Origin of the sequence: Shewanella sp. 5_MG-2023 (assembly GCF_030547465.1) — a bacterium.
Taxonomy (GTDB): Bacteria; Pseudomonadota; Gammaproteobacteria; order Enterobacterales; family Shewanellaceae; genus Shewanella.
The window spans coordinates 26,640-52,656 of the sequence record NZ_JAUORC010000003.1 but is presented as its reverse complement, the minus strand read 5'-3'; the positions used below and the strand labels follow the sequence as shown (position 1 = coordinate 52,656).

General features: G+C 41.6%; 20 protein-coding genes. 13 read left to right on the top strand and 7 right to left on the bottom strand.

What is annotated here, in order from left to right:
* Positions 1–143 precede the first annotated feature (143 nt).
* The 4 genes from thrA to Q4557_RS02050 all read left to right on the top strand — a co-directional run bounded on the left by thrA (position 144) and on the right by Q4557_RS02050 (position 5,609).
* Positions 144–2,612: a bifunctional aspartate kinase/homoserine dehydrogenase I gene (gene thrA / locus Q4557_RS02065; RefSeq protein WP_303410379.1), complete on the top strand. Its 2,469-nt coding sequence runs from the start codon at positions 144–146 to the stop codon at positions 2,610–2,612.
* Entirely contained in the window at positions 2,609–3,565 is a 957-nt protein-coding gene (thrB, locus tag Q4557_RS02060) for a homoserine kinase (protein WP_102439214.1), read from the top strand. Before thrA ends, thrB begins: the two co-directional genes overlap by 4 nt.
* 32 nt (positions 3,566–3,597) lie before the next feature.
* Complete coding sequence (thrC, locus tag Q4557_RS02055) at positions 3,598–4,881, top strand: threonine synthase (RefSeq protein WP_303410377.1); 1,284 nt, start codon at positions 3,598–3,600, stop codon at positions 4,879–4,881.
* 185 nt (positions 4,882–5,066) lie between these two features.
* Positions 5,067–5,609: a hemerythrin domain-containing protein gene (locus Q4557_RS02050; protein ID WP_303410531.1), complete on the top strand. Its 543-nt coding sequence runs from the start codon at positions 5,067–5,069 to the stop codon at positions 5,607–5,609.
* A gap of 133 nt (positions 5,610–5,742) precedes the next feature.
* Here Q4557_RS02050 and Q4557_RS02045 read toward each other — a convergent pair whose 3' ends face one another.
* From Q4557_RS02045 to Q4557_RS02025, 5 genes are all read right to left on the bottom strand, one after another.
* Positions 5,743–5,928: a DUF3545 family protein gene (locus Q4557_RS02045; RefSeq protein WP_076542968.1), complete on the bottom strand. Its 186-nt coding sequence runs from the start codon at positions 5,926–5,928 to the stop codon at positions 5,743–5,745.
* Between the two features lie 209 nt (positions 5,929–6,137).
* Positions 6,138–7,775, bottom strand: a complete 1,638-nt coding sequence (gene pgi, locus Q4557_RS02040) for a glucose-6-phosphate isomerase (RefSeq protein WP_102475621.1) — start codon at positions 7,773–7,775, stop codon at positions 6,138–6,140.
* 17 nt (positions 7,776–7,792) lie between these two features.
* Positions 7,793–8,746 (bottom strand): transaldolase, encoded by a 954-nt coding sequence (tal, locus tag Q4557_RS02035; protein WP_102475622.1) that lies wholly within the window; start codon positions 8,744–8,746, stop codon positions 7,793–7,795.
* A 305-nt stretch (positions 8,747–9,051) separates the two neighbouring features.
* Positions 9,052–10,155: an OmpA family protein gene (locus Q4557_RS02030; RefSeq protein WP_102475623.1), complete on the bottom strand. Its 1,104-nt coding sequence runs from the start codon at positions 10,153–10,155 to the stop codon at positions 9,052–9,054.
* A gap of 327 nt (positions 10,156–10,482) precedes the next feature.
* Positions 10,483–12,849, bottom strand: a complete 2,367-nt coding sequence (locus Q4557_RS02025; protein ID WP_102439209.1) for a phosphoketolase family protein — start codon at positions 12,847–12,849, stop codon at positions 10,483–10,485.
* Positions 12,850–13,424: 575 nt separating this feature from the next.
* Here Q4557_RS02025 and Q4557_RS02020 point away from each other — a divergent pair.
* Positions 13,425–14,861 (top strand): sodium:alanine symporter family protein, encoded by a 1,437-nt coding sequence (locus tag Q4557_RS02020; protein WP_076542978.1) that lies wholly within the window; start codon positions 13,425–13,427, stop codon positions 14,859–14,861.
* Positions 14,862–15,026: 165 nt separating this feature from the next.
* Positions 15,027–15,806 (top strand): peroxide stress protein YaaA, encoded by a 780-nt coding sequence (gene yaaA / locus Q4557_RS02015; protein WP_102475624.1) that lies wholly within the window; start codon positions 15,027–15,029, stop codon positions 15,804–15,806.
* A 105-nt stretch (positions 15,807–15,911) separates the two neighbouring features.
* Here the strand turns inward: yaaA and Q4557_RS02010 are convergent, their stop codons facing one another.
* Positions 15,912–17,348 (bottom strand): M20/M25/M40 family metallo-hydrolase, encoded by a 1,437-nt coding sequence (locus Q4557_RS02010; protein ID WP_303410376.1) that lies wholly within the window; start codon positions 17,346–17,348, stop codon positions 15,912–15,914.
* A 134-nt stretch (positions 17,349–17,482) separates the two neighbouring features.
* Between Q4557_RS02010 and Q4557_RS02005 the strand changes: the two genes are divergently transcribed.
* Entirely contained in the window at positions 17,483–17,779 is a 297-nt protein-coding gene (locus Q4557_RS02005; protein ID WP_076542961.1) for a metalloregulator ArsR/SmtB family transcription factor, read from the top strand.
* Positions 17,780–18,009: 230 nt separating this feature from the next.
* Here Q4557_RS02005 and rpsT read toward each other — a convergent pair whose 3' ends face one another.
* Positions 18,010–18,276 (bottom strand): 30S ribosomal protein S20, encoded by a 267-nt coding sequence (gene rpsT, locus Q4557_RS02000; protein WP_076542960.1) that lies wholly within the window; start codon positions 18,274–18,276, stop codon positions 18,010–18,012.
* A gap of 256 nt (positions 18,277–18,532) precedes the next feature.
* Between rpsT and murJ the strand changes: the two genes are divergently transcribed.
* The 6 genes from murJ (at position 18,533) to ispH (ending at position 25,860) form a co-directional block, all read left to right on the top strand.
* Positions 18,533–20,092 carry a murein biosynthesis integral membrane protein MurJ gene (gene murJ, locus Q4557_RS01995; protein WP_303410375.1) on the top strand — a complete coding sequence of 520 codons (1,560 nt, stop codon included), beginning with the start codon at positions 18,533–18,535 and terminating at the stop codon, positions 20,090–20,092.
* Between the two features lie 64 nt (positions 20,093–20,156).
* Positions 20,157–21,092: a bifunctional riboflavin kinase/FAD synthetase gene (gene ribF, locus Q4557_RS01990; RefSeq protein ID WP_102439205.1), complete on the top strand. Its 936-nt coding sequence runs from the start codon at positions 20,157–20,159 to the stop codon at positions 21,090–21,092.
* A 32-nt stretch (positions 21,093–21,124) separates the two neighbouring features.
* Complete coding sequence (ileS, locus tag Q4557_RS01985; RefSeq protein ID WP_303410372.1) at positions 21,125–23,947, top strand: isoleucine--tRNA ligase; 2,823 nt, start codon at positions 21,125–21,127, stop codon at positions 23,945–23,947.
* A 12-nt stretch (positions 23,948–23,959) separates the two neighbouring features.
* Positions 23,960–24,457 carry a signal peptidase II gene (gene lspA / locus Q4557_RS01980; RefSeq protein WP_102439203.1) on the top strand — a complete coding sequence of 166 codons (498 nt, stop codon included), beginning with the start codon at positions 23,960–23,962 and terminating at the stop codon, positions 24,455–24,457.
* 10 nt (positions 24,458–24,467) lie between these two features.
* Positions 24,468–24,899 carry an FKBP-type peptidyl-prolyl cis-trans isomerase gene (gene fkpB, locus Q4557_RS01975; protein ID WP_277869342.1) on the top strand — a complete coding sequence of 144 codons (432 nt, stop codon included), beginning with the start codon at positions 24,468–24,470 and terminating at the stop codon, positions 24,897–24,899.
* A 31-nt stretch (positions 24,900–24,930) separates the two neighbouring features.
* Complete coding sequence (gene ispH / locus Q4557_RS01970; RefSeq protein ID WP_198589266.1) at positions 24,931–25,860, top strand: 4-hydroxy-3-methylbut-2-enyl diphosphate reductase; 930 nt, start codon at positions 24,931–24,933, stop codon at positions 25,858–25,860.
* The last annotated feature ends 157 nt before the right edge of the window (positions 25,861–26,017 follow it).

Here is a 26,017-nt window from a genome sequence, read left to right as displayed (position 1 = left end):
AACCACCACAATTAACATTGTGGGGGCGGGCTGATTACACCCTAAAGATTTATAACGACAAGCCCGCTTCCCACAAAGAAGCGGGCTTTTTGTTTTCAGATTTAAAATTAATATTTAGTGCTAGCGAGTTAAGGGAGAAGAATATGAAAGTGATGAAGTTTGGTGGAACCTCGTTAGCCAATTGGCAACGTTTTTTGATGGCAGCAGACATTATTGAACAAGCTGCAGCTGAAGAGGCTATTGCGACTGTGTTATCAGCGCCTGCAACTGTTACCAATGCCTTGTTAGAGTTAGTAAGTCTCGCACAAACCAATCAAGACTATGCAGCGGTATTAGCCCATATTGAGTCGGTTTTTAGTGGCCTTTTTAGTGACGCTGAACAAGCGTTAATTTCACCGCAGCAAAAAGCGCTACTGGATGAAAAGCTGGCGCTGCAATTAACTGACTGGAATGACAAAGTCACTGGAATAAAGCTGCTTAACGAATGCCCCGATCATGTTCAAGCGCAGGTTATCGTCTCTGGCGAGCGTTTATCGGCAGCCTTAATGGAACAAGTGATGCTGGCAAAATCACTTACCGCAGCGCAATTTGACCCAAGAAAATTATTCTTAGCCCATGGTAAGCCACTTGAATCTATTGTTGATATCAATGAAAGCAAACCGCGTTTTGCTGCGCTTTCATTAAATGAAGCACGGGTATGGATTATGCCAGGTTTTACTGCTGCTAATGAGCAAGGTAAAACAGTGACTTTAGGGCGAAATGGCTCAGATTACTCTGCAGCGGTTTTAGCAGCTTGTCTTGATGCCTCGAGCTGTGAAATTTGGACCGATGTCGATGGGGTTTATAACACGGATCCACGCGTGGTATTAGACGCTAAATTACTTGAACAACTTAGCTATCAAGAAGCTATGGAGCTTTCTTATTTTGGTGCTAAGGTGTTGCACCCTAAAACCATTGCACCGATTGCTCAGTATCACATTCCTTGCTATATCAAAAATAGTTTTAACCCATCAGCGCCTGGCACATTAGTGTCTAATCGGCCTGACAAAACAGGCTTGCAGGTCAAGGCCATTTCTAACCTTGATGAACAAACCATGTTTAACATTTCAGGCCCTGGCATGAAAGGCATGGTGGGCATGGCCAGTCGTACCCTTGAAGCGATTTCTCGCAGTGGTATTTCAGTTTCATTAATCACTCAAAGCTCGTCTGAATACAGTATTAGCTTTTGTGTTAGCTCTAATGAAGCTTATAAAGCAAAACAAGCATTAGAAGTTGAATTTGAGTTAGAAATCCAGTCTGAGTTACTCGAGCCTATCGAATTAAGACAAGATTTAGCGATTGTGTCGCTTATTGGTGATGGCATGAAAACCCATAAAGGCGCCGCTGCTAAGTTTTTCAGCGCCCTGGCTAAAGCCAGCGTTAATATTATCGCCATCGCCCAAGGCTCGTCAGAACGTTCGATTTCTACTGTAATTGAGCAACGTAAAACTAAGCATGCCATTGCCGCCTGTCATCAAGCCTTCTTTGATGTTCAGCAGTATTTAGATGTGTTTTTAGTAGGCAGTGGTAATGTGGGGGCAGGGCTATTAGAGCAAATCAAACAACAAGCCTCGATGCTTAAAGAGCAGCATATAACCATGCGAGTATGTGGTATTGCCAATTCTCGTAAAATGCTTCTGAGCAGTGCTGGGCTAGATTTAAATAATTGGCAGGCTTTATTGGCTGATAGCGATACAAGCTATGATCTCGCAGAGATGCTGGCCTGGGGTAAAGAACAGCAACTGCTAAACCCTGTTTTAGTTGATTGCACTTCAAGTGAGTTGGTTTCAGATCGTTATCTTGATGTGATGAATGCTGGCTACCATGTCGTCACCCCGAATAAGAAAGCCAACACTCGTGATTATGCTTACTACCAACAATTGCGCACAACGGCGTTATTGCAGCGCAGACAATTCTTGTATGAAACAACCGTAGGTGCTGGCCTGCCAGTGATTGATAACTTAAAGAAACTGCTATATGCCGGTGATAAGTTACAGCGATTTAATGGGATCTTATCTGGTTCATTATCTTATATATTCGGCATGTTAGATGAAGGCATGAGCTTATCAGAGGCCACCTCAATCGCTCGTGATAAGTGTTTTACAGAGCCGGATCCTCGTGAAGATTTAAGTGGTTTGGATGTGGCGCGAAAAGTACTAATTCTTGCTCGTGAAGTGGGCATGCCATTAGAACTTGATGATATTAATGTTGAATCAGTTCTGCCAAGCTCGTTTGATGATTCAGGCGATGTAGACACCTTTATGAATCGTTTACCACAACTTGATGCGCAAGTCAGTGCGCGAGTTGAATCGGCAAAAGCGCAAGGTAAAGTACTGCGTTATGTGGGTCAGATTGAAGCAGGTAAGTGTCATGTACGTATTGTAGAGGTTGATTCATCAGATCCGTTATACAGCGTAAAAGGCGGTGAGAATGCACTGGCATTTTACAGCCGTTATTATCAGCCTATTCCATTTGTATTACGCGGTTATGGTGCGGGTACTGATGTGACTGCAGCTGGCGCGTTTGCGGATGTATTAAGAACTTTAAACTGGACTCGCGAGGTGGGGCTATGAGCAAACAAGTCACTTCGGATAAAGCGATAACTGTTTATGCTCCTGCTTCAATGGGTAATGTCGGTGTTGGATTTGATCTACTCGGCGCTGCGCTTGCGCCAATTGATGGCAGTTTACTGGGTGATAGAGTGATGATTGAAGCGGCTGATGCTGGTGTTCATTATTCTCAAACGGGTCCATGGGCGCATAAGTTACCAGAAGATGGTAAACAGAATATCGTCTATCAATGTGCTGTGTTTTTTCTTGAAAAACTTAATGCTAAACAAGGTGTGGCTATTTGTTTAGAGAAAAATTTACCAGTTGGCAGTGGGCTTGGTTCTAGTGCAAGCTCTGTGGTTGCAGCACTTTATGCATTAAATGAGCATTTTGAGCAGCCTTTTGATGAACAAGCATTATTGCTTTTAATGGGCGAGTTTGAAGGAATGATTTCAGGCAGTGTTCATTTTGATAATGTTGCCCCTTGTTATTTAGGCGGCATGCAGTTGATGCTAAATACTCCCAATAAGGTGTGCGCTGGTATTCCTACGTTTAAGCAATGGTATTGGGTGGTGGCCTATCCGGGGATCTCACTGTCAACGGCCAAGATGCGCGACTTATTACCACAGCAATACGATAAAGCGGTAGCCATCGATTTTGGCCGTCATTTAAGTGCATTTGTGCATGCAAGCTATCAGCAAGATCCAAAGCTTGCTATTAGCGTTTTAAAGGATGTGATGGCTGAGCCTTATCGAGCCGATGCGATTCCGGGTTATAGCCATGCGCGCGCAGAACTTGAAACCTTAGGCATGTTAACCACCGGCATATCAGGAAGTGGCCCAACGCTGTTTTCTGTAACCGATAATCTAGAAACTGCTAAAGCTGCTAAAGCATGGTTAGAGCAGCATTATTTATCACAGGCTGGTGGGTTTGCCCATGTCTGTCAACTTGATGAGCAAGGTACGCGTCGAGTTTAGTCACCACATTTTAATTTTAAAGGCGTTTAGAAATGGAATTATATAATTTAAAGCACCCATCACAAGTGGTCAGTTTTAGTGAAGCGGTAAAATTAGGTTTAGGTAAAGATAGAGGGCTTTTTTTTCCAAAATCTATTCCTGTGCTTGATAATATCGATGAGCTACTCGCGTTACCTTTTGTTGCAAGAAGTCAGCGTATTTTAGGGGCTTGGCTTGCTGATGAAATTGGTCAAGATAAAGTTAATGAGTTAGTTAATGCAGCATTCATTTTTGATGTGCCTTTAGTGAAAGCTGATGATAAACGTGCGTGTTTAGAGTTATTTCATGGGCCTACATTGGCATTTAAAGACTTTGGCGCGCGCTTTATGGCGCAATGCGTTAATTTATTAGCGGGTAATGAAAAGCTGACTATTTTGACGGCGACCTCAGGGGATACTGGCGCGGCGGTGGCAGATGCTTTCTTTGGCCTTGACGCTGTACAAGTGGTGGTGATGTACCCCAAAGGAAAAATCAGTGAGCTGCAAGAGAAGATGTTCACGACTCTAGGTAAGAATATTCATACTGTCGCTGTTACGTCAGATTTTGATGCTTGCCAAACACTGGTTAAGCAGGCATTTGATGATAGTGATGTTCGTGATGGGCTGCACTTAAACTCGGCTAATTCAATCAATATTAGTCGGTTATTGGCGCAAATTTGTTACTACTTTGAAGCGGTAGCTCAAATGAAGCAAACCAGCAATGCTGAGATTGTGCTGTCAGTGCCTAGCGGTAACTTTGGTAATTTAACCGCAGGTTTATTTGCCAAGGCGATGGGCTTACCTATTAAGCGCTTTATTGCGGCGACTAACTCAAACGATACTGTGCCACGTTACCTTGCTGCAGGTGATTGGGCGCCAAATACTACCGTTGCGACTATGTCTAATGCGATGGATGTGTCCGAGCCATCAAACTGGCCAAGAGTCGAAGCCATTTGTGAGGCGTTAAATTGGCCGTTATCGTCTATTACAGGGGTGGCGCTTAATGAAGCGCAAACAACTGCGGCGTTAAAAGAGTTATATCAGCTGGGTTATCAATCTGAGCCTCATGCCGCAATTGCCGCACAAGCTTTATCTGATGAGCTTAAAAGTGGTGAAACCGGTATTTTCTTAGGAACGGCGCATCCAGCGAAATTTAAAGATGTGGTCGATGTGCAATTACAAATCGATTTACCATTACCCCAAGAGCTTGAAGCTGTAGTGAATAAGCCGATTTTATCTGCAGAACTGAGCGCTGATTTTACCAAGCTGAAAGAGCACTTATTTAACATTCTTAAATAATAAAGCTTTAATATCAGCTTACTAAAGCACCTTAGGGTTCTTTTTGTTATTTAAACTCATCTGAATGTTTCAGATTTGTATTTTATGATCTCGGTCATAACATCTGCGCAATCCATAGTGTAGATTAATAATACTAGAGGTTTAAACTTTTTAGACATGAAGGAATTGTGGTAATGGAGAAGATGATACTTAAAAGGCTAATGAATGATCACAAACACATAGCCATATTATTGAATATTCTAGCCAAGAAAAATCACAAACTTTCTCAGGGTGAATCAGTTAATTTTGCGCTTATTCGTGATGTCGTCGAATATATGCAGGTTTATGCTGAGCATAGTCACCATCCGGTAGAAGATATTACTTTTGATTACTTTATTAAGCACTTTCCTAGCCCTAGTACGACCAGGCTTCATGATGAACATAGCAGTCTAGCAGAGTCATCTGGTGCATTGATGTATAGTCTGAATTTGATACTTTCAGATGTGGTGATTTCCCGAGAAAAGTTGGTTTCCGACTTAAAAGCGTATGTTGAAATCCAAATGGCTCATATGCAATATGAAGAAAAAGAGCTATTTCCTCTGTTTGCTAAGCACATGCAGGGCAGTGATTGGGATAAAATATGGCAACAATGTGAGCAGCGTTTAGTTGATGATCCGTTATTTAACGATAGTGATGATAATATCTTTGAAGAGCTTAAAGAGCATATTGCTGAAGTTGAACCACAGTAGCTGACTCTGTGTTATCTCCCCTAAAGGATTAATGATAACGAGTTACAGTTAAAAGCATTGCAATTAAAAAGAGCGCTATAAGCGCTCTTTTTATATATAGACCTTTGAATAACTATTCAGTTAGTTATCTTGCTTACAATGGCATCGCATCGAAATCAAAATCGAAACTTGTGTCAATGTCTTGAAGTTCCTTAAGTAAGCGCTGTTTATCCTTTAACGCTTCTATTTCTCGCCATTTACGTTTTTTATTTGAGCTTTTTGAGCGAGTTGGTCTTTCAACAACTTGGTCTAGCGCACCACCATAGTCTAAACGATCCATGGTAAACCTCCCTTGTTATTATGATGTCTCTATTCAAATAAATATCATATTCCGTCACTATAGTGCAATAGTTATGTTTCAATATTGTTAATGGGAGGTGATATTTAAGTGATGTTCAAGTGGTGTTTTGCTGGCGTATTTAGAGGCTTGTGCTATGAGGAAATGAAAGTGCATATAAAAAAGCCAGCTTTAGCTGGCTTTTTTAGTGTTTAAATCTGACCTTGACGGTATAAATTAATTAATGAATTACTGGAGCTATCAAGCTCTGTGGCATCATTTTTGGCGCCGATGCGGTCTAGGACATCGTTGCCAAGGACTTTACCTAATTCCACCCCCCATTGATCAAAAGAGTTAATTTGCCAAATAGCGCCTTGAACAAACGTGCGGTGTTCATATAAGGCAATTAACGAACCTAAGGTCGTTGGAGTTAGCTTATCCATTAATAAGGTATTACTTGGCTTATTACCTGCCATTGTCTTGTGCTTAGCAATAAGGGCTTTATCAGCATCAGGCGTATCTTTGCCTGCCAATTCCGCTAAAGCTTCTTCATAAGTGCGACCTTGCATTAATGCTTGGGTTTGGCCAAAGCAGTTTGAAGCAAGCTGGTTATGATGTTCACCTAATGGATTGTGACTTTGCAGTGGCATAATAAAGTCAGCTGGGATAAGTGCTGTACCTTGATGTAACAACTGGTGATATGCATGCTGACCATTGGTGCCTTCACCACCCCAGATCACTGGGCCGGTATTGAAATCTACCTGAGTTCCATCAAGCATGACCGACTTACCATTACTTTCCATATCAAGTTGCTGGAAGTAAGCGGGTAAACCACGTAAATAATGATCATAGGTCAAAACTACATGGGATTGTGCATCATGAAAATTGCTATAAAGCACTGACAACATGCCCATAATCACAGGCATATTTTGTTCAAGTGGCGCTTGGGCAAAATGTTGATCCATTTGGTTGGCACCATCAAGCAGTTGCTTGAAGTTATCCATACCCACTAATAACGCTATGGGTAAGCCAATGGCTGACCATAATGAATAACGTCCACCCACCCAATCCCACATAGGGAAAATATTGTCAGCATCAATACCAAACTCAGTCGCTTTAGCAACGTTTGATGTTACTGCAACAAAGTGCTTGGCGACATCGGCTTGGCTACCACCTTGCTCGAGGAACCAGTCTTTAGCGCTTAGGGTATTGGTCAGTGTTTCTTGGGTGCCAAATGACTTAGATGACATAACAAATAAGGTTGTTTCAGCATCTAAGTTTTTAAGCTTCTCACAGATAGAGCTTGCGTCAACGTTAGCCACAAAATGGCAATTAAGGCCTTTTTGCCAATAAGGCCTTAATGCTTGAGAGACAATTTTAGGGCCAAGGAAAGAGCCACCAATGCCAATACTGACAATATCAGTAATGGTTTTGCCGGTGTAACCTTTCCATTCACCTTGAGATACAGACGCCACAAACTGAGTCATCTTTGCTAGTGTTTGCTGCACTTCAGGGACGATATTCGCCCCTTCAGCCATAATTACTTGCTCAGGATTACTCCTCAGCGCTGTGTGTAATACTGCACGGCCTTCGGTGTTATTGATAATATCGCCATTAAACATGGCAGAAATTTTAGCTGATAACTGGGTTTCTTCAGCTAATGCAAACAATAATCCTAAGCCTTCCTTATCGATACGGTTTTTAGAATAATCTAATAATAAACCGCAGCTTTTGAGGCTCATCTTCTCAAAACGTTTAGGGTCATTAGCAAATAGCTCCCGCATATGGGGAAGCGCTGCTGTATTTTTCTTTAGCTGCTGCCAAGTATTACTCTGAGTTAAATTAGTCATGCAAATCACTCCGTTGATTAGCTAAGTTTTGCGTTTAGCATAACCTCAAGTTTACCTTGGTCGATGGCAAAGTTGCGAATGCCTTCAGCAAGTTTATCAACAGCCATTGGGTCTTGGTTATATTCCCAACGGAACTGTGCTTCGGTTAATGGTGCTGGCGCGGCAACCGTTGTTGTTGCAGGTTTTAGCTTTTGGCTAATAACAGTATCGCTATTGGCTAACTCTTCTAATAGCGCAGGGCCTATCGTTAGGCGGTCACAGCCCGCAAGCTCGATAATTTCGCCAGTGTTACGGAAACTTGCACCCATTACCACAGTGTTATAGCCGTGAAGCTTATAGTAGTTATAGATATCGGTTACTGATACCACACCAGGATCGGTTTCAGCGGTGTAATCAAGACCTGTGTCTTTCTTATACCAATCTAAAATACGACCAACAAATGGCGAAATAAGGTAAACACCTGCTTCAGCACAAGCTCGGGCTTGAGCAAAGCTAAATAATAGCGTTAGGTTACAGTTGATGCCTTGTTGCTCAAGCTCTTTTGCTGCGCAGATCCCTTCCCAAGTAGATGCTAACTTGATCAGAATGCGAGATTTATCAATACCGGCTGCTTGATATAGGTTAATTAGCTTATGGGCTTTTTCGATAGAGCCTGCTTTATCAAAAGAAAGTCTGGCATCGACTTCTGTTGAGATGCGGCCTGGAACAATCTTAAGAATTTCTACACCGATGTTGACGGCTAATTTATCACCTGCGTCTTCAACTTGCTGAGCTGTGTCATTTGACTGCTGTTTTGCCCAAGCAATAGCATCATCAATTAATGGGGCATATTCAGGAATTTGCGCCGCTTTTAAAATTAGAGAAGGGTTGGTGGTTGCGTCTTCTGGTTGGTAGCGTTTAATTGCTTCAATGTCGCCGGTATCAGCAACGATTGTGGTTAGTGCTTTTAGTTGAGCTAACGTGTTCGCCATGGAAATTTCCCTCTCAAGTAACAAAGTTATTTTGTTCAATACAGTTATTAAATGCGATCTTACTGTATTTTCCAACAACATTTGTAAAAAAATAACGCAAATAAACGTGAAATGAGCTCATAAGCAACTAATTGTGTAATTTAATGCCTGATTTATTAGTTGTTTAAGTTGTTTTTATCGTTGAAATAAAAATGTTACCGATAACATCTCTTTATTGGTAAGGGTTTTTATTTTTTAGCTGATGGCTACAAAAACAAAAAAGTCGCTGCAAGCAGCGACTTTTTATTACCAGCTTAATTAGTTGATTATTTTAGAACCGCACGTTTTTCTGTGCCGGTTACGATAGCTTCAATACGACGATTTTGCTTATGGGCTTCAGCGGTATTGCCTTCCATAATAGGTTTAGTAATACCATAGCCAATAGCTTGAATACGACTTGCTTCAATATCATATTTAGCTGCTAAAGCTTCAGCGACTGATTTAGCACGACTCTCAGAAAGGGTCATATTATATGCAGGCTTGCCAACATTAGAAGCGTGACCTTCGATTGATACGGTATGCTCAGGATTTTTCTTCAAGTAATTAGCTAATTTTTCAATGTCAGCATAAGAAGCTGACTTAATAACAGAAGAGTTGTTATCAAATAAAATACCACCTAAGTCATGATTGTCTGTTACAAATTCGTAGACAGTACAACCATTGGCATCAACTTTGTGAGTTGCTGGTGTATCTGGACAGCTATCTTGATCATCCATTACGCCATCGTTGTCGGAATCAATTGGTGCAACAGCAGCTGCAACAACAGGGGCTGCTGCTTTAGCTTTACCAAAGCGGTAGCTTAATTCTAAGCCCCAATAGTTACTTTCCATTTCAAGGGTATTATATTTATCATCGTCTAAGTTTTCGTAGCGACGATATTTAGCCTGCAGCTTTAAGTTTTCGGTAAAATTATAACCGATACCAGCACCGATATAGGGCGCAATACCGCTGTCACTGTAATACTCAGTGCCATAATTTTTTATGTTCTTTAAAAGGTAGTTCATTCCGCCAGCCTCAGCAGACAAACTCCACTTGTCAGCGAAAGGATAAAAACCGACTAAACCTAATGCCATGCCTCTAGCGCCGACATCATTACGTTTATTACTGAAATCTGTCCATTGAATACGACCTAAGTCTCTATAACCGAGTTCAATACCAAAATAGTCATTAAATAAGTAACCACCGAAGACATCCCAAGCATAAGGGTCATCATCTTCACATTGGGTCATTGTTTTAAGGTCGCAATGTGGTTCGTAATTATTAATCCCTAAACCACCACCGACATACCATGGCGTTAACTCTTGTTCTGCGACAGCGGCAAAAGGCAACATTGAGGTGAGTAATACTACTTTTAAGGTGTTTTTCATCATATATAGTCCATTGTTATTTTATGTCACCAAAACACATGTAAACCGATTGTTTACCTTAAGTGTCACCAGCACTTATTTGGCGTTCCTATTATGATTTAGCTGGCAAGCTAATTATCGTCTTAAATTCAATGGTTTTCCATAGTAGTTACGAATATTTTTAAAATATTACCAACAAATACCTAACGAACCCCCGCAAGATGTTGCAGTGTTGGTTTTTTCTAATGAATTGACGATGGGCTTTGTTGTCCGTGGTATAAAGAAAAAGCGCCCAAAGGCGCTTTAACTCGTTATAAACGATTGTAGTTTGTTTTTTGAACTCTAATCTAATTACCGAGTCCAAACCCAATTTTCAATGTCTACTGGGTCAACACCGTTGGCCTTAATGTAGTTACGGTGTTCTACTAATCTTTGGAGCATATCCGTTGTGATTTGAACATGCTGAGTTTCATCAATAACACCTTGTTGGAATAGTTTGTATGCCATATCAATCACAAGGTGATAACGTGATGTGCCATTACGAACGCCCATATCAAATGGTGTTGTAGTTGAACCTTCTTCTTCATAGCCTTTAATGCGGAAACGTTTACTGCCTTTATAATCAAATACCAATTTCTTGATGGTATTTGGATAACCATGGTAGTTAAATACCACGCCTTTATCTTCAGTAAATATTTCATCCATTAACCAAGGCTTATTTTGGAATTTACGACTACCTAAACCGTTACTATTAAGTTCAGTTACACTGACATAACGAATACGCACTCTTGGCAGTAGTTCTCTAATGAGTACTAATGACGCCATACATTCTTGAGTGACATAATCACCACAACCTGCAAGTACTACATCAGGATTATCATCTGATGCAAAATCCCATACCATCACGCCATCTTTAGTTTGCTTACGGGCTTCATCTAGTGATAGCCATTGAGGTAACTCTTTTTTACCTGCAACTAAAATGTTGAGTTTGTCGCGGTCTTCATATGCACGCTCTGTATAAGTGAGTGTACTGTTACCATCAGCAGGTAAATATGCAGAAATAATATCTGGATGCTTTTCTAACATAGCACCTAGAAATGAAGGGTTTTGATGCGAATAACCATTATGATCTTGACGCTCTAATAAAGAAGACAAAACAACATTACAAGAAGGTACAGGTTTACGGAAGTGAACCCCTTGACTGGCATACACATATTTACAGTACTGATCAGCCATTGATGAAACTACTTGAGAGAAGGCTTCATAGGTTGGGAACATGGCATGCCGACCTGTTACTGTGTAACCGTGCATCATACCGAAAAGTAAGTTTTCCGATAGCAGTTCAATAACACGGCCATCACGCGCCATATCTTGATCCCAGCTTTCAATCGGCCATTGCCATGCACGATCTGTTTCTTCAAATACCGCTTGCAGTTGATTTGAGTATGTTTCATCTGGGCTGAAGATACGTAAGTTACGTTGATCTCGATTTAATTTGAATGCGTCACGCATCCACTCGCCCATTTTGTACATTGATACGCCGCGAGTACCACGTGGGGTTTCTGGACCATAACTTAGTTTTTTAAGATCTGGTTGAGCAAGTGCACGGACTACTTCACCGCCATAACTTAAGTGTTGGCGACCACAACATAACTGCTTAGGTGGAATCAAAGATTGAATTTCTTCATCAAAGGTAATTTCACCTTGCGCATTGATACTGCACAGTTCATCAAATTTGTAACTTGCTAACCAGTCATTAAGCGCTTTTAGGTGACCTGCATCTGTTGCACACTTATTGACGATGACTTGATGAGATTCGCAGTTGCCAGCTAGCTTCTTACCGCCAAACTCAGATGTACCTGTCCAGCCTTTAGCTGTTCGCATAAGAATAACCGGCCAGCGAGGCTTACAAACATCTTCGCCGCGACGGGCACGAGTTTGGATATCATTGATCATCTCGTAAGCTAAGTCCATAGCCTCTTTCATTTGAACAAACACATCCTCTTCAAGTTGATCATCAACAATAATGGGATGATAACCTAAACCACGAAATTCAAGATCTAACTCTTCATGACTCATGCGTCCCATACGAGTCGGGCCTGAGATTTTATAGCCATTAATATGCACAATGGGCAGTACCGCACCATTGGTTGCAGGGTCGACTAACCGGTTGGCATACCATGATGCAGCTAATGGCCCTGTTTCAGACTCACCATCACCAACTAAACAAGCTGCGATTAAGTTTGGATTATCAAGAACGGCGCCCCAAGCAACGGATAATGAATAACCTAATTCGCCACCTTCTAAAATTTGGCCGGGGGCTTCAGGGTTTGCATGAGAAGGGTAGCCATATGCTGCTGAGAACTTTTTACAGATATCTTCAATACCTGATTCGTTATAGGGGATGGTTTCTGGATAAAAATGGCTTAAAGAACCTTCAACAAACAGGTTAGCTTGAACTGCTGGGAAGCCGTGACCAGGACCGACTAAATAAATGAATTCTCTTTCATGCTTAACGATTAAGCGATTAACGTTTGCATACACAAAATTGATACCTGGACAGGTACCCCAATGACCTAAAAGTCGAGGTTTAATGTCTGTATGTTGTAGCTCTCTTTTAAAAAGCACATTTTGCTTAAGATAGATTTGTGAGGTAGCGAGGAAGTTAGTTGCTCTAACATATTTTTTAAGAGCAGTGATTTCATTTTGCTGTGTCATAGTGACCTCATTATGAAAGATAAGATTGATTTAGCTTTTAATGAGAACACTGTATTCCCTAAATTGAACCAATAATGTGTTATTGATCTAACTTTGTATTAAAAAAAATCATTAATAAAATGATGTTAGGTTAAGAAATTGTTGAGTCACTTGGTGTTAGGCGATTTGCAATTGTTATTCTAGATGGGGCTTTAGGCGGCTATTTAAATAAATGTGATCACTGTCACCTATGTTTGAAGTTTTTCTATGCTAGTTTTTTCTCGCATTTTTTTGAGAACACCTATAACTAAGCGATAAGTGGTAAAGAGTGGTAATGTTTGCTGGGCTTTACTGGTTAAAGTCAGTAAAGTTAACTTGAATAATGCTAAATAATAATTAACTAATATATTCGCTCACTGAATTTAATAAACAGTAACAGCTTGGCTATTTACGAATACATGCTGAGGCTGCGAACTTAGATTTTGATGAGCTCATTATAATAATTCGATAATTTTATTTTGTCTGAAGGTGTTGCTCGGTTTAAGCATATTTTTACAAAATAAAGTTATTCCAAGGAATAGATTAAGCAAATGGCAATGTTAGAAACAATTGTTGGTTTCATGAACAATTTACTCTGGGGTAAATTGTTAGTTTATGGGCTGGTAGGCGCAGGTATCTTTTTTACTGTTCGTCTTGGCTGTATTCAAATTACTCATTTCGTACACGGCGTTAAAGTATTAGCGATTAGCCGCCGCCCTGGTAAGCATGGCTTATCTTCATTTCAAGTTTTTTGTACCAGTATGGCTGCCCGTGTCGGAGCCGGAAATATGGCTGGTGTTGCGGTTGCAATCGGTGCCGCAGGTCCTGGGGCAGTATTTTGGATGTGGGCCATTGCCATGCTCGGTATGGCGACGGCAATGATCGAGTCAACGTTAGCGCAAGTTTATAAAGTTAAAGACGTTGACGGGCAGTATCGTGGTGGCCCTTCATATTATATGGAAAAAGGCCTTGGCCAACGCTGGATGGGGATTCTATTTTCAATCCTACTGATTATTTGTTTTGGCTTAGTGTTTAATGCTGTTCAAGCAAATACTATCTCTGGTGCAATGACTGCCGTATTTGATTTAAATCCAATTTATGTCGGTCTTGGGATTGCGCTATTGAGTGGCCTCGTGATTATGGGCGGTCTTAAAAAGGTCGCTAGAGTGTCAGAAATTATCGTTCCGATTATGGCATTAGCCTACATTGCGATTGCCTTGGTTGTTGTTTTAATGAATGTTGAGCAATTGCCTGCCGTATTTATGTTGGTGATTAACAGTGCATTTGGCTGGCAAGAGGCCGCTGCTGGTGGTGTAGCATACAGTGTTGCTCAAGCAATGCAGGCGGGTATTGCTCGCGGCTTGTTCTCTAATGAAGCAGGTATGGGTAGTGCCGCCAATATTGCAGCAAGTGCTTCACCGAATCCTAATCACCCAGCGTCACAAGGTTTTGTGCAAATGATGGGTGTGTTTGTGGACACTATTGTTATCTGTACTGCTACTGCGGCAATTATCTTATTGTCTGGTGATGGTGGCGGCTCTGGTGATGGTATTGCAAGAACCATTAATGCATTAACGCATCATGTGGGTGACTGGGGTGGGGCATTTATTGCCTTTGCTATTTTACTTTTCTGTTTCACGTCAATTATTGCTAACTATTCGTATGCAGAAACTAACGTGATGTTTCTATCTGGCAATAAAAAAGGTGCACTACCAATCTTCCGTATCGCAGTATTAGGTATGGTTATGTTTGGCGCAGTGGCTAAGATTGGCATCGTTTGGGATTTAGCCGACGTTTCTATGGGCTTGATGGCGTTAGTTAATATGATTGCCCTGCTGTTATTGTCAGGTTTAGCGGTGAGAATTATTAATGATTACCGCCAACAAGTTAATAAGGGTGAAGATCCTGTATTTGATACGACTAAGTTCCCAGAGCTTGAAGGTCAGATAGAAGATGGGATTTGGATCAATAAAGAAGTTGAAGTGACCAAGTAACTCACTTTACTTAATCGCGAATGTTAATTGCAGATTAATCAAATCTGAAAAAAGCATTTAGCACAATCTAAAAAACCATGCAGTAATTGCATGGTTTTTTTTATGAAGCTCAGTATGATAGATAGCATGAATTAGAGTCCATTTTATAAAATAGGATTATCAGCAATGCTAGTATTAGTTTCTCCTGCCAAAACACTTGATTTTGAAACGCCTGCATCAACCAAGAAGTTTACTCAACCGACTTTGCTAGATTACAGCCAACAATTGATTGACGTATGTCGTGAATTGACGCCAATGGATATTGCCTCTTTAATGAAAGTGAGCGATAAAATAGCAGGTTTGAATGCGGCTCGATTTGCACAGTGGCAACCACGTTTTACTCTAGATAATGCCAAGCAAGCTATGTTTGCCTTTAGGGGCGATGTATATACCGGCCTTGATGCTGATTCACTGTCTGATATGGAAATCGATAAGGCTCAAAAGCACCTACGAATTTTATCTGGTTTGTATGGCTTACTGAAGCCGCTGGATTTGATGCAAGCCTACCGTTTAGAAATGGGCACCAGCTTGGTAAACCCCGCAGGTAAAAGTCTTTATGCATTTTGGGGCGAGACAATCACCAATGAAGTTAACGCAGCTGTTGCTAATCAAAGCGATGATATCGTCATTAATTTAGCCTCAAATGAGTATTTTAAAGCGGTTAAACCCAAACTACTTAAGGCCACTTTAATCACCCCGGTATTTAAAGACTGCAAAAATGGTCAATACAAGGTGATCAGTTTTTATGCCAAAAGAGCCCGCGGCTTGATGGCGCGTTACATTATCCAAAACGATGTGACGTCATTGGCACAATTGCAGCAATTTGACTTAGATGGCTATTATTACAGTGAAGACTTATCGACACCTGCAGCGCCAGTGTTTTTAAGAGAAGAGCAAATTAAGTAACCACTACAAGTTTCAGTGTAATGTAACGGGTAAAAAAATACTTAATAAAAAAGCAGCTAAGGTTTGAACTCCTTAACTGCTTTTTTGCGATAAAAGGCTGATAGATTATTTCTTATCGGCCTTTTTAGCTAATGGGCGTAAGTTAAGTTCTGATTGCGCCATGATATAAGCAAATTGCGCATAAGCAGCGACATTTTGCGCTAATGCGGTAGGGTCGATTTTATCTAAAGTGTCGTTAGGGGTGTGGTGATAATCAAAGTAATCAGTACCATCTTGTCGAAGGGACGCCACAGGGACACCTAGAGAGGGCATCATAGACACGTCAGGGCCACCAGAAGCGTTATTGTTCCCTAACTTAACCCCGTTGATGGTCATTGAACTGTGCTCAGTTTTAACTTGCTCAAATACGTGTGGATTAACGTTGAAATCAATTTGGTAAATCTTGCCTGCGCCAAAATCAGATTCTGCGGCAATATAATGATTAACCAGCTCGTCAGCATGTTGCTTTGCATAAGCCTTACCGCCAACTAATCCCACTTCTTCTGCGGCATATAATACCACTCGAATGGTTCTCGCTGGTTTTTGAGGTAAATCTTGAATCAATTTCGCCGCTGCAGTCACAATCGCAACGCCTGCACCATCATCAATTGCACCCGTGCCTTCATCCCAAGAGTCAAGGTGAGCGCCAATCAGCACCACTTCTTCAGCCTTACTACTGCCAGTTACCTCGGCAATAACATTGTAGGATGTAGCGACCCCTAAATTCTTTGAAGATAGGTTAAGTGATAAGCTGATGTTCTTATCTCTTTTTAACATGGCATTAATCATATCAGCATCTGGTGCAGACAATGCAGCAGCTGGAATTTTTGCCACTCCATCTTTGTAACGCATCATGCCGGTATGGGCCATGCGGTCATGATCGGTACCTATTGAGCGAATGACCACAGCGACAGCGCCTTTTTCTGCTGCAGCAACCGCGCCTCTTGAGCGGCCGCCAACAGACTGACCATAGCCTTTACCACTAATATGGCGCTCGGTTTTATGATCAATAAAGACAATTTTGCCTTCGACTAATGCTGGATCGGCGACTTGTAGTGCAGCAAGGGTGTCAAAGCGCACTATCTGGGCTTGTAAACCTGACTCAGGCGTTGCCACGCTGCCACCTAGAGCGCTAATGACCAGCGGTTGCTCAAACGGTGAGACGATTGATGCCTGAGCATGGCCTCGTGACCAAGCTGGGACTTGGACAGATTCCTTATAGACCTTATCAAAACCTAAGCTTTTGAGTTTATTCATCGCCCATTCGACTGCGATGAGATCTTTCTCGGAACCGGCGAGTCGAGGGCCGACTTCCACTGTCAATGATTCAACAATGTCATAACCTAAAGTAGAAGATAACGCCTTTGTGGCTAGTTGCTGGCTAATTACATCGTTAGCAGACGGTGGTAATTGTGTTACTTGGGTATCATTTGTCTGGCTTTGACAGCCTGATATAGCGGCTAAAACTATCCCTGTAAAAATTGATTTCTTATAGTTTTTCATGAGTTTCCTTCATTTTTATTAGCTACGTCTCATTTTTAAAAACAATCTACCAAAAAGTGTGCTTCATGTCGCTGCCCGATTTGTTAGGGAAGGCTATATTAGTCTCAGTGATGATTAAGGAGAGCTAACGCGTGATGAATATAGAAATGATGCAGCAGCGAGCAGATCATGCTGTGGTAATGCTAAAGGCACTGGCAAATGAACGCCGTTTATTTATTTTGTGCCATTTGCTGAATGAAGGCGAAATGTGTGTCGGTGAGATGAATAAAAAACTAGGTCTAAGCCAATCTGCGTTATCGCAGCATTTAGCTTGGCTGAGAAAAGACAATCTCGTTTGTACACGTAAAGAAGCGCAAACTGTGTTTTATTCACTTAAAAGTGATGAAGTTCGTGAGCTAATAAAAGTATTGGATAATTTATACTGCCATTAATGGCAATAATTTTGATACCTATAACGTCTTAACAATATCTTGCTACTGATGACAGTAAGATCGAGTTAAGGCGTTTTTTTATGTCTTAAATATGGATTTGATATTTAGCGCAAAAATGTCCGTAAAAGCTTGAAGGCAGGGCAAGTGGAGAGAGTATTTTTTGTGAGTTATTTTATTGCAGGTATAAAAAAACCGACCTAAGTCGGTTTTTGTAATATAAATCGCTAAAATTAAGCAGCTAGTGCTTTGATTTTTGCGTTTATACGTGCCTTTTGACGAGCAGCTTTATTCTTGTGAATAAGGCCTTTAGTCGCCATACGGTCAACAATTGGTTGTGCTGCTGCGAATGCTTCGGTAGCCGCTTTGTGGTCACCGCTCTGGATAGCAGCGATAACTCTTTTAACGTATGTACGTAACATTGAACGACGACTAGCGTTATGCTGACGACGTTTTTCAGACTGAAGCGCGCGCTTCTTTGCAGACTTGCTATTAGCCAAGGTGCAACTCCTAAAACTGGGTTTAATACTTTGAGGGCGAGGAATATGCCTGCTTTTATTCATTTTGTCAATGAATATGATAGAAATAACGTCGAAAAGACAAATAAAACTACCTGGCTCGGTTATCTTCAACCCAACTCGTGTAAGATGTGGCGCAATTCTATCAGTTCTTATACCCCATAGACAGCATTAGAATCGAAAATTTGAGATATATCAGACTTAATTTAAACGCTTGTGTGCGGCTTTGGAGTGATGCTTGAGTAAATCGTTATTAAAATCAGGTGCTATCGTCAGTGTTATGACCTTGATATCTCGGGTGCTTGGCTTGGTTAGAGATGTAGTCATTGCCAACTTAATGGGTGCAGGTAGTAGTGCCGATGTGTTTATCTTTGCCAATAAAATTCCCAATTTTTTACGTCGATTATTTGCTGAAGGTGCTTTCGCACAGGCATTCGTGCCGGTGTTGACAGAATACCAACAAAACAAAACCCCAGCTGAAACCCGTGAGCTTATAGGTAAAGTGGCCGGTACTTTGGGCGGCATAGTGAGCGTTGTAACCTTAATTGGTGTTATCGGCTCACCGATACTTGCTGCATTATTTGCTGGTGGCTGGTTTTATGATTGGATGAACGATGGGCCGGATGCGGCAAAGTTTGAACTTGCCTCTATGATGCTCAAAATTACCTTCCCTTATTTATGGTTTATTACCTTAACCGCACTGGCTGGCTCAATATTAAATACCCGCGGTAAGTTTGCAGTTTCTGCCTTTACGCCGGTATTTTTGAATATTACCATTATTATTGCCGCTTTAGTGTTTGCCCCCAAGATGGAACAACCTGAAATCGCTTTAGCTTTAGGGGTGTTTTTTGGTGGTTTAGTGCAGTTTTTGTTACAAATTCCGTTTTTACTACGTGAAAATGCCTTAGTAAAACCGTCATGGGGCTGGAACCACAGTGGGGTCGTGAAAATCAGAACCTTAATGATCCCTGCATTATTTGGCGTTTCTGTTTCGCAAATCAATTTACTGTTCGATACCTTTATTGCCAGTTTTTTAATGACAGGCTCTATTAGTTGGCTTTACTACTCAGACCGCTTACTTGAGTTCCCTTTAGGATTGTTTGGTATTGCCATTGCGACGGTTATTTTGCCAGCTTTATCTAGAAAGCATATTGATGATAAAGGCAGTGGTTTTAGTGACACTATGGACTGGGGAGTAAGAGCCATTTTATTATTGGGCATGCCAGCCATGCTGGGATTAATCATTCTTGCTCAGCCGATGTTAATGGTGCTTTTTATGCGCGGCGCATTTACAGTATCTGATGTTGAGATGGCATCGTACAGTTTAGTGGCTTATGGTTGTGGCTTACTGAGTTTTATGATGATTAAAGTATTGGCGCCGGGGTATTACTCACGCCAAGATACTAAAACCCCAGTTAAATTCGGTATTATCGCCATGGTAAGCAATATGGTGTTCAATATCATTTTTGCCATTCCATTTGGCTACGTAGGACTTGCAATTGCCACTTCTATGTCAGCCTTTCTTAATGCCGGCCTGTTATATCGAGGCTTACACCTAGCTGGTGTCTATAAAGTCAATCGTTCAACCATGGTATTTTTCGCTAAAGTGGTCATTGCGACACTCGTGATGGCAGCGCTTTTAGTTTACTTATTACCAGAGCAGCAAATGTGGTTAGATATGGCAATGCAAGTTAAGGTTTACAGCCTGTTAAAACTCATCATATTAGGTGCATTAGCCTATTTATTCAGCTTAGTGCTAATGGGGCTAAAACCTTGGACAATGAAACGTCGATCATGAATGCTGATTATCCATTCTATCTAGTATATAATCAGCCGATTTACAGTAGCAGTTGTTTGGCGTAATGGAACTAATTCGCGGTATACATAATATTTTACCTTCGCATAATGGATGCGTGCTCACTATTGGTAACTTTGATGGTGTGCATCGTGGTCATGCGCAAGTGATTAATAATTTAGTTAATAAAGCTAAACACTTTCAGCTACCTGCTGTAGTAATGACCTTTGAGCCACAACCGCAAGAGTTATTTCGCCAACAAGATGCCCCTGCAAGAATTAGCTTATTAAGAGATAAAATTAGTTTGCTAGAAGAGCTCAATATTGATCGTCTTCTGTGTGCTAATTTTAATACTCGTTTTGCTAATCAACCGGCAGAGCAATTTATTGAAGATTTATTAGTCAATAAATTAGGGGTGAAGTATCTAGTGGTTGGTGATGATTTTTGTTTTGGTAAAAACAGAACTGGCACCTTTGATATGTTACTTGAAGCGGGTAAAAAGTTTGGTTTTACTGTGGTCAGTACCCAAAGCTTTATCTTAGGTTCGACCAGAGTGAGCTCCACTGCGGTTCGTGAGCAGTTAGCATTAGGGAACTTAGAGCAAGCAAGGCGTTTACTCGGGCACCCAGTGTTACTGTCAGGTAAAGTGGCCCACGGCCAAAAAATTGGGCGAACCATTGGTTTTCCAACTGCCAACATTGCATTAAAGCGCAAAGTATCACCTGTTAGAGGGGTGTTTGCGGTAAAAATGTATTGGGATGGCAGTGATATTTATGAAGGCGTTGCTAATGTTGGTTTTAGGCCAACTGTTGAAGGGCAAGTCTGTCAATTAGAAGTGCACTTATTCGACTACTCTGGTGACTTATACGGTAAAAGAGTGGAAGTTGAATTAGTGGCAAAAATCCGTGATGAACATCCGTTCGAGTCACTGGATGCGTTAAAAAAACAAATTTTGAATGATGTAAATGAAGCAAAAGCTTTATTTAGCAATGATGCAGGTTGAGATTAATCAGCCCAAATAATGGTATAGGATCAATGACCGACTATAAATCTACTTTGAATTTGCCGGAAACCGATTTTCCGATGCGCGGTAATCTGGCTAATCGTGAGCCAGCTATGTTAGACCGTTGGACTCAAGACGAACTTTATCAAAAAATTCGTGACAGTCGAATTGGTCGCAAACCGTTTATTTTGCATGACGGCCCCCCGTATGCGAATGGCAATATCCATATTGGTCACTCGGTAAACAAAATATTAAAAGATATCATTGTTAAGTCTAAAACAATGGCAGGTTTTGATGCGCCTTATATTCCTGGATGGGATTGTCACGGCTTACCAATTGAATTAATGGTAGAGAAAAAAGTTGGCAAACCAGGTCAAAAGATTTCAGCTGCTGATTTTCGCGAAGAATGCCGTAAATACGCCGGTAAGCAAGTTGACGGTCAACGTGAAGACTTTATTCGTTTAGGTGTATTTGGTGATTGGCATAATCCTTACTTAACCATGGATTACAGCACTGAAGCTAACATCGTACGTTCTTTATCTAAAGTGATTGAAAGCGGTCACCTGCACAAAGGTGTTAAACCTGTTCATTGGTGTACTGACTGTGGTTCAGCGTTAGCAGAAGCAGAAGTTGAATACGAAGATAAAACCTCACCCGCTATTGATGTGGCATTTAATGCCGTTGATAGCGCAGCGGTTGCAGCGAAATTTGGCGTTGAAGGTTACACAAACACGGTTTCAGCGGTTATTTGGACCACGACGCCTTGGACTATCCCTGCTAACCGTGCATTATCATTAAGCCCAGAGCTTGATTACAGCCTAGTTGAGCTCGTTAAAGATGGCGTAACTAAAACCGTTATTTTAGCTGAAGTGCTAGTTGAAGGCTGTTTAACCCGCTTTGAAGCTGAGTCACATCAGGTTATCGGTACTACAAAAGGCGCTGAGCTTGAGCTAATGCGTTTCAAGCATCCTCTTTCTGCATTTGATGTGCCTGCCATTCTTGGTGACCACGTAACAACTGAAGCTGGTACTGGCGTAGTTCATACTGCACCAGGTCATGGTCAAGACGATTTCGTGGTTGGTCAAAAGTACGGCTTAGAAGTCGCAAACCCTGTTGGTGACAATGGTGTCTATAAAGCTGACACTGAGTTTTTTGCTGGTCAACACGTATTCAAAGCCAATAAGAGTGTTGTTGATTTATTAGAAGAGAAAGGCCAGCTGTTGTGTCATGTGGCATATCGTCACAGCTACCCACATTGCTGGAGACACAAAACGCCCATTATCTTCCGTGCAACGCCACAATGGTTTATCTCAATGGATAACCATGGCTTGCGTAAGCAGGCGTTATCTGAAATTGAACAAACGCAGTGGATCCCTGACTGGGGCCAAAGCCGTATTGAAAAAATGGTTGAGAACCGTCCTGACTGGTGTATTTCACGCCAACGTACCTGGGGCGTACCAATCACGTTATTAGTTAACCGTGAAACTGAAGAATTACACCCTGATAGCGTTTCTATCATGGAGCGCGTTGCGCACCGTATCGAGCAACAAGGTATTCAAGCTTGGTGGGATCTTGAGATCAGTGAACTGATTGGCGATGAAGCCGATCAATACCGTAAAGTGACTGATACTTTAGATGTTTGGTATGACTCAGGTTCTACTTTCTCATCAGTTGTTGCATCACGCCCTGAATTCCAAGGCCACGAGATTGACTTATACCTTGAAGGTAGCGATCAGCATCGCGGCTGGTTCATGTCTTCATTGATGATTTCAACGGCAATGAATGGTAAAGCACCTTACAAGCAAGTACTAACACACGGTTTCACCGTTGATGGTAAAGGCCGTAAGATGTCTAAATCAGTAGGTAACGTGATTGCACCGCTACAAGTTATTAATAAGCTTGGCGCTGACATCTTACGCTTATGGGTTGCAGCAACTGATTACAGTGGTGAGATGACGGTTTCTGATGAAATCTTAAATCGCAGCGCTGATTCATATCGCCGTATTCGTAACACCGCGCGCTTTTTACTTGCTAACTTAAGTGGCTTTAATCCAGAAACGGATATGATTGCTACTGAAGATATGGTGTCACTGGATCGCTGGGCAGTACGCCGCGCTGCAGCACTACAAGAAGAAATCATTGAAGCTTACGAGCAATATAATTTCCACTTAGTGACCCAAAAACTAATGCAGTTCTGTTCTGTTGAGCTTGGTAGCTTCTACTTAGATATCATTAAAGATCGCCAGTATACTGCTAAATCAGATGGTCACGCTCGTCGTAGTTGCCAAACTGCTTTATACCATATTGCTGAAGCAATGGTACGTTGGATTGCACCAATCTTAAGCTTTACCGCTGATGAAATCTGGCAGCTACTTCCTGGTGAACGTGAGCAATACGTGTTTACTCAAGAATGGTACCAAGGCCTAGAGTCAGTGACCTTAGCTGACGATTTAAATGATGAATACTGGCAGCAACTTTTAGCTGTTCGTAACGAAGTCAATAAAGTATTAGAGCAAGCCCGTCGTGATAAGCGTATTGGTGGCTCACTGCAAGCTGAAGCGACTTTATATGCTGATGAAGAGTTAGCGGCAAAACTGGCTCAAGTGAATGATGAGCTACGTTTTGTATTGTTAACATCTAAAGCGATTGTTGCCCCATTAAGTGATGCGCCAGCTGATGCAATTGAAACAGAGCTTGCTGCATTAAAGCTTGTTGTTGCAGCAAGTGAAGCCCAGAAGTGTGAGCGTTGCTGGCACTACAGCGAAGATGTTGGCACTGTCGAGTCTCATGCGACATTATGTGGCCGCTGCGTAACTAACATCGAAGGCGATGGCGAACATCGCGACTTTGCATAAAGGACTTGCTTGATGCCACTAACATGGAAAGAAAGCGGCATTCGTTGGTATTGGGTAGCTGTATTGGTATTTATTGCCGATCAGCTATCTAAGCAATGGGTGTTAGCCAATTTTGAGCTGTCTGAATCAATACAGCTGTTACCTATTTTTAATTTCACCTATGTGCGTAATTACGGCGCCGCGTTTAGCTTTTTAAGTGAAGCCGGTGGCTGGCAGAGGTGGTTTTTTACCATCATAGCCGTTGGTTTTAGCACACTGCTGACGATATGGCTGCGTAAACAGTCAGCGTCGCTGTGGCGCACCAACCTTGCGTATACGCTCATTATTGGTGGCGCCATTGGTAATTTAGTTGATCGTTTAATGCATGGTTACGTAGTGGACTTTATCGATTTCTATTGGAAAACCAGCCACTATCCAGCATTTAATATTGCTGATTCAGCTATTTTTATCGGTGCAGCATTGATTATTTGGGAAGCGTTTAAACCCGAAACCCAAGCGGCAGAAAGTTAGGGAGTCTATTTTGTCTGAGCAACAACTTGCACGTTCCATAGTGTGTCATATGAATATCATTTTAGAAGATGGCTCAACGGCAGAAAGCACCAAAGCATCAGGAAAACCAGCGCGTTTTAATGTTGGTGATGAGAGCTTAAGCCCTGCATTTGAATCAGAAATTTCAAGCCTGAATAAAGGTGATAAGCACAGCTTTACCTTAGATGCGATTGATACTTTTGGTGAGTCTAATCCGGATGCTGTGCATCATATGGACAGAAGTAAATTCCCTGCTGATATGGCATTAGAACCTGGTGTCATTGTTAGTTTCGGTGGTCCAGGCGGCAGTGAAATCCCAGGTATGGTTCGTGAAGTTGCTGGTGATTCAGTGACTATTGATTTGAATCACCCACTAGCTGGGCAAAAGTTAACCTTTGAACTTGAAGTGGTAGAGGTACTTTAAAATGCTTAAAGTTGATCCTACATCGCCAGAACTGAACATCTTACTGGCAAATCCGCGCGGTTTTTGTGCTGGTGTTGATCGGGCGATTAGCATTGTCGAACGTGCTTTAGAGTTATTTGAACCACCGATTTATGTCCGCCATGAAGTCGTACATAACCGTTACGTGGTACAAAACCTAAAAGACCGCGGCGCTATATTTGTTGATGAGTTAGAGCAAGTGCCTGATAACAGTATTGTGATTTTTAGTGCTCATGGTGTTTCTCAGGCTGTTCGCAAAGAAGCAAAAGTGCGTGGTTTAAAAGTATTTGATGCCACGTGTCCTTTGGTCACTAAAGTGCATCTTCAAGTTACTCGTGCAAGCCGTAAAGGCGTGGAGTGTATTCTGATTGGCCATGAAGGCCATCCAGAGGTTGAAGGCACTATGGGTCAATACGACAACACTGAAGGTGGGGTTTATTTGATTGAATCCCCGGAAGATGTAGCGTCTTTAAAGGTTAATAACCCAGATAACCTATGTTTCGTCACGCAGACCACATTATCAGTTGATGACACGCTAGATATTATTGCGGCCTTGCAACAACGTTTTCCTTCCATTGAAGGGCCGCGTAAAGATGATATTTGTTATGCCACTCAAAATCGTCAAGATGCAGTGCGCAATATGTCATCAGATGCAGACTTAATGATTGTTGTAGGCTCAAAAAATAGCTCTAACTCCAATCGACTGCGTGAACTCGCTGAGAAAACTGGTACAGAAGCCTATTTAGTTGATACCGCTGCCGATGTTGATGAAGCTTGGTTTAAAGATGTAAAAAAAGTAGCAGTGACTGCTGGCGCTTCAGCGCCTGAAGTGCTGGTTCAACAAGTTGTTGACGCGATAGCTAAATTTGAGCCATCGGTAATCACTGAGGTTGAAGGTCGTAAAGAAGATACTGTCTTCGCTGTACCCGCTGAATTGCGCTAGCACTAAATAAACACGCAAACTAACTAAAAGCTAAAAAACCGTAAATCTGTAAAGGTTTACGGTTTTTTTATATCTGCAACTAATAGACTATACTCTTGAAACAGTCTAAGTTAACGATTTACTTATATTTGGCAAACAACTAGACACCTTTCGGTTA

Excerpts from the sequence above, each read along its gene's own strand:
- thrA (WP_303410379.1), top strand. The coding sequence starts at position 144 with ATGAAAGTGATGAAGTTTGGTGGAACCTCGTTAGCCAATTGGCAACGT.
- thrB (WP_102439214.1), top strand. The coding sequence starts at position 2,609 with ATGAGCAAACAAGTCACTTCGGATAAAGCGATAACTGTTTATGCTCCT.
- thrC (WP_303410377.1), top strand. The coding sequence starts at position 3,598 with ATGGAATTATATAATTTAAAGCACCCATCACAAGTGGTCAGTTTTAGT.
- Q4557_RS02045 (WP_076542968.1), bottom strand. The coding sequence starts at position 5,928 with ATGGATCGTTTAGACTATGGTGGTGCGCTAGACCAAGTTGTTGAAAGA.
- pgi (WP_102475621.1), bottom strand. The coding sequence starts at position 7,775 with ATGACTAATTTAACTCAGAGTAATACTTGGCAGCAGCTAAAGAAAAAT.
- tal (WP_102475622.1), bottom strand. The coding sequence starts at position 8,746 with ATGGCGAACACGTTAGCTCAACTAAAAGCACTAACCACAATCGTTGCT.
- Q4557_RS02030 (WP_102475623.1), bottom strand. The coding sequence starts at position 10,155 with ATGATGAAAAACACCTTAAAAGTAGTATTACTCACCTCAATGTTGCCT.
- Q4557_RS02025 (WP_102439209.1), bottom strand. The coding sequence starts at position 12,849 with ATGACACAGCAAAATGAAATCACTGCTCTTAAAAAATATGTTAGAGCA.
- Q4557_RS02020 (WP_076542978.1), top strand. The coding sequence starts at position 13,425 with ATGTTAGAAACAATTGTTGGTTTCATGAACAATTTACTCTGGGGTAAA.
- yaaA (WP_102475624.1), top strand. The coding sequence starts at position 15,027 with ATGCTAGTATTAGTTTCTCCTGCCAAAACACTTGATTTTGAAACGCCT.
- Q4557_RS02010 (WP_303410376.1), bottom strand. The coding sequence starts at position 17,348 with ATGAAAAACTATAAGAAATCAATTTTTACAGGGATAGTTTTAGCCGCT.
- Q4557_RS02005 (WP_076542961.1), top strand. The coding sequence starts at position 17,483 with ATGAATATAGAAATGATGCAGCAGCGAGCAGATCATGCTGTGGTAATG.
- ribF (WP_102439205.1), top strand. The coding sequence starts at position 20,157 with ATGGAACTAATTCGCGGTATACATAATATTTTACCTTCGCATAATGGA.
- ileS (WP_303410372.1), top strand. The coding sequence starts at position 21,125 with ATGACCGACTATAAATCTACTTTGAATTTGCCGGAAACCGATTTTCCG.
- lspA (WP_102439203.1), top strand. The coding sequence starts at position 23,960 with ATGCCACTAACATGGAAAGAAAGCGGCATTCGTTGGTATTGGGTAGCT.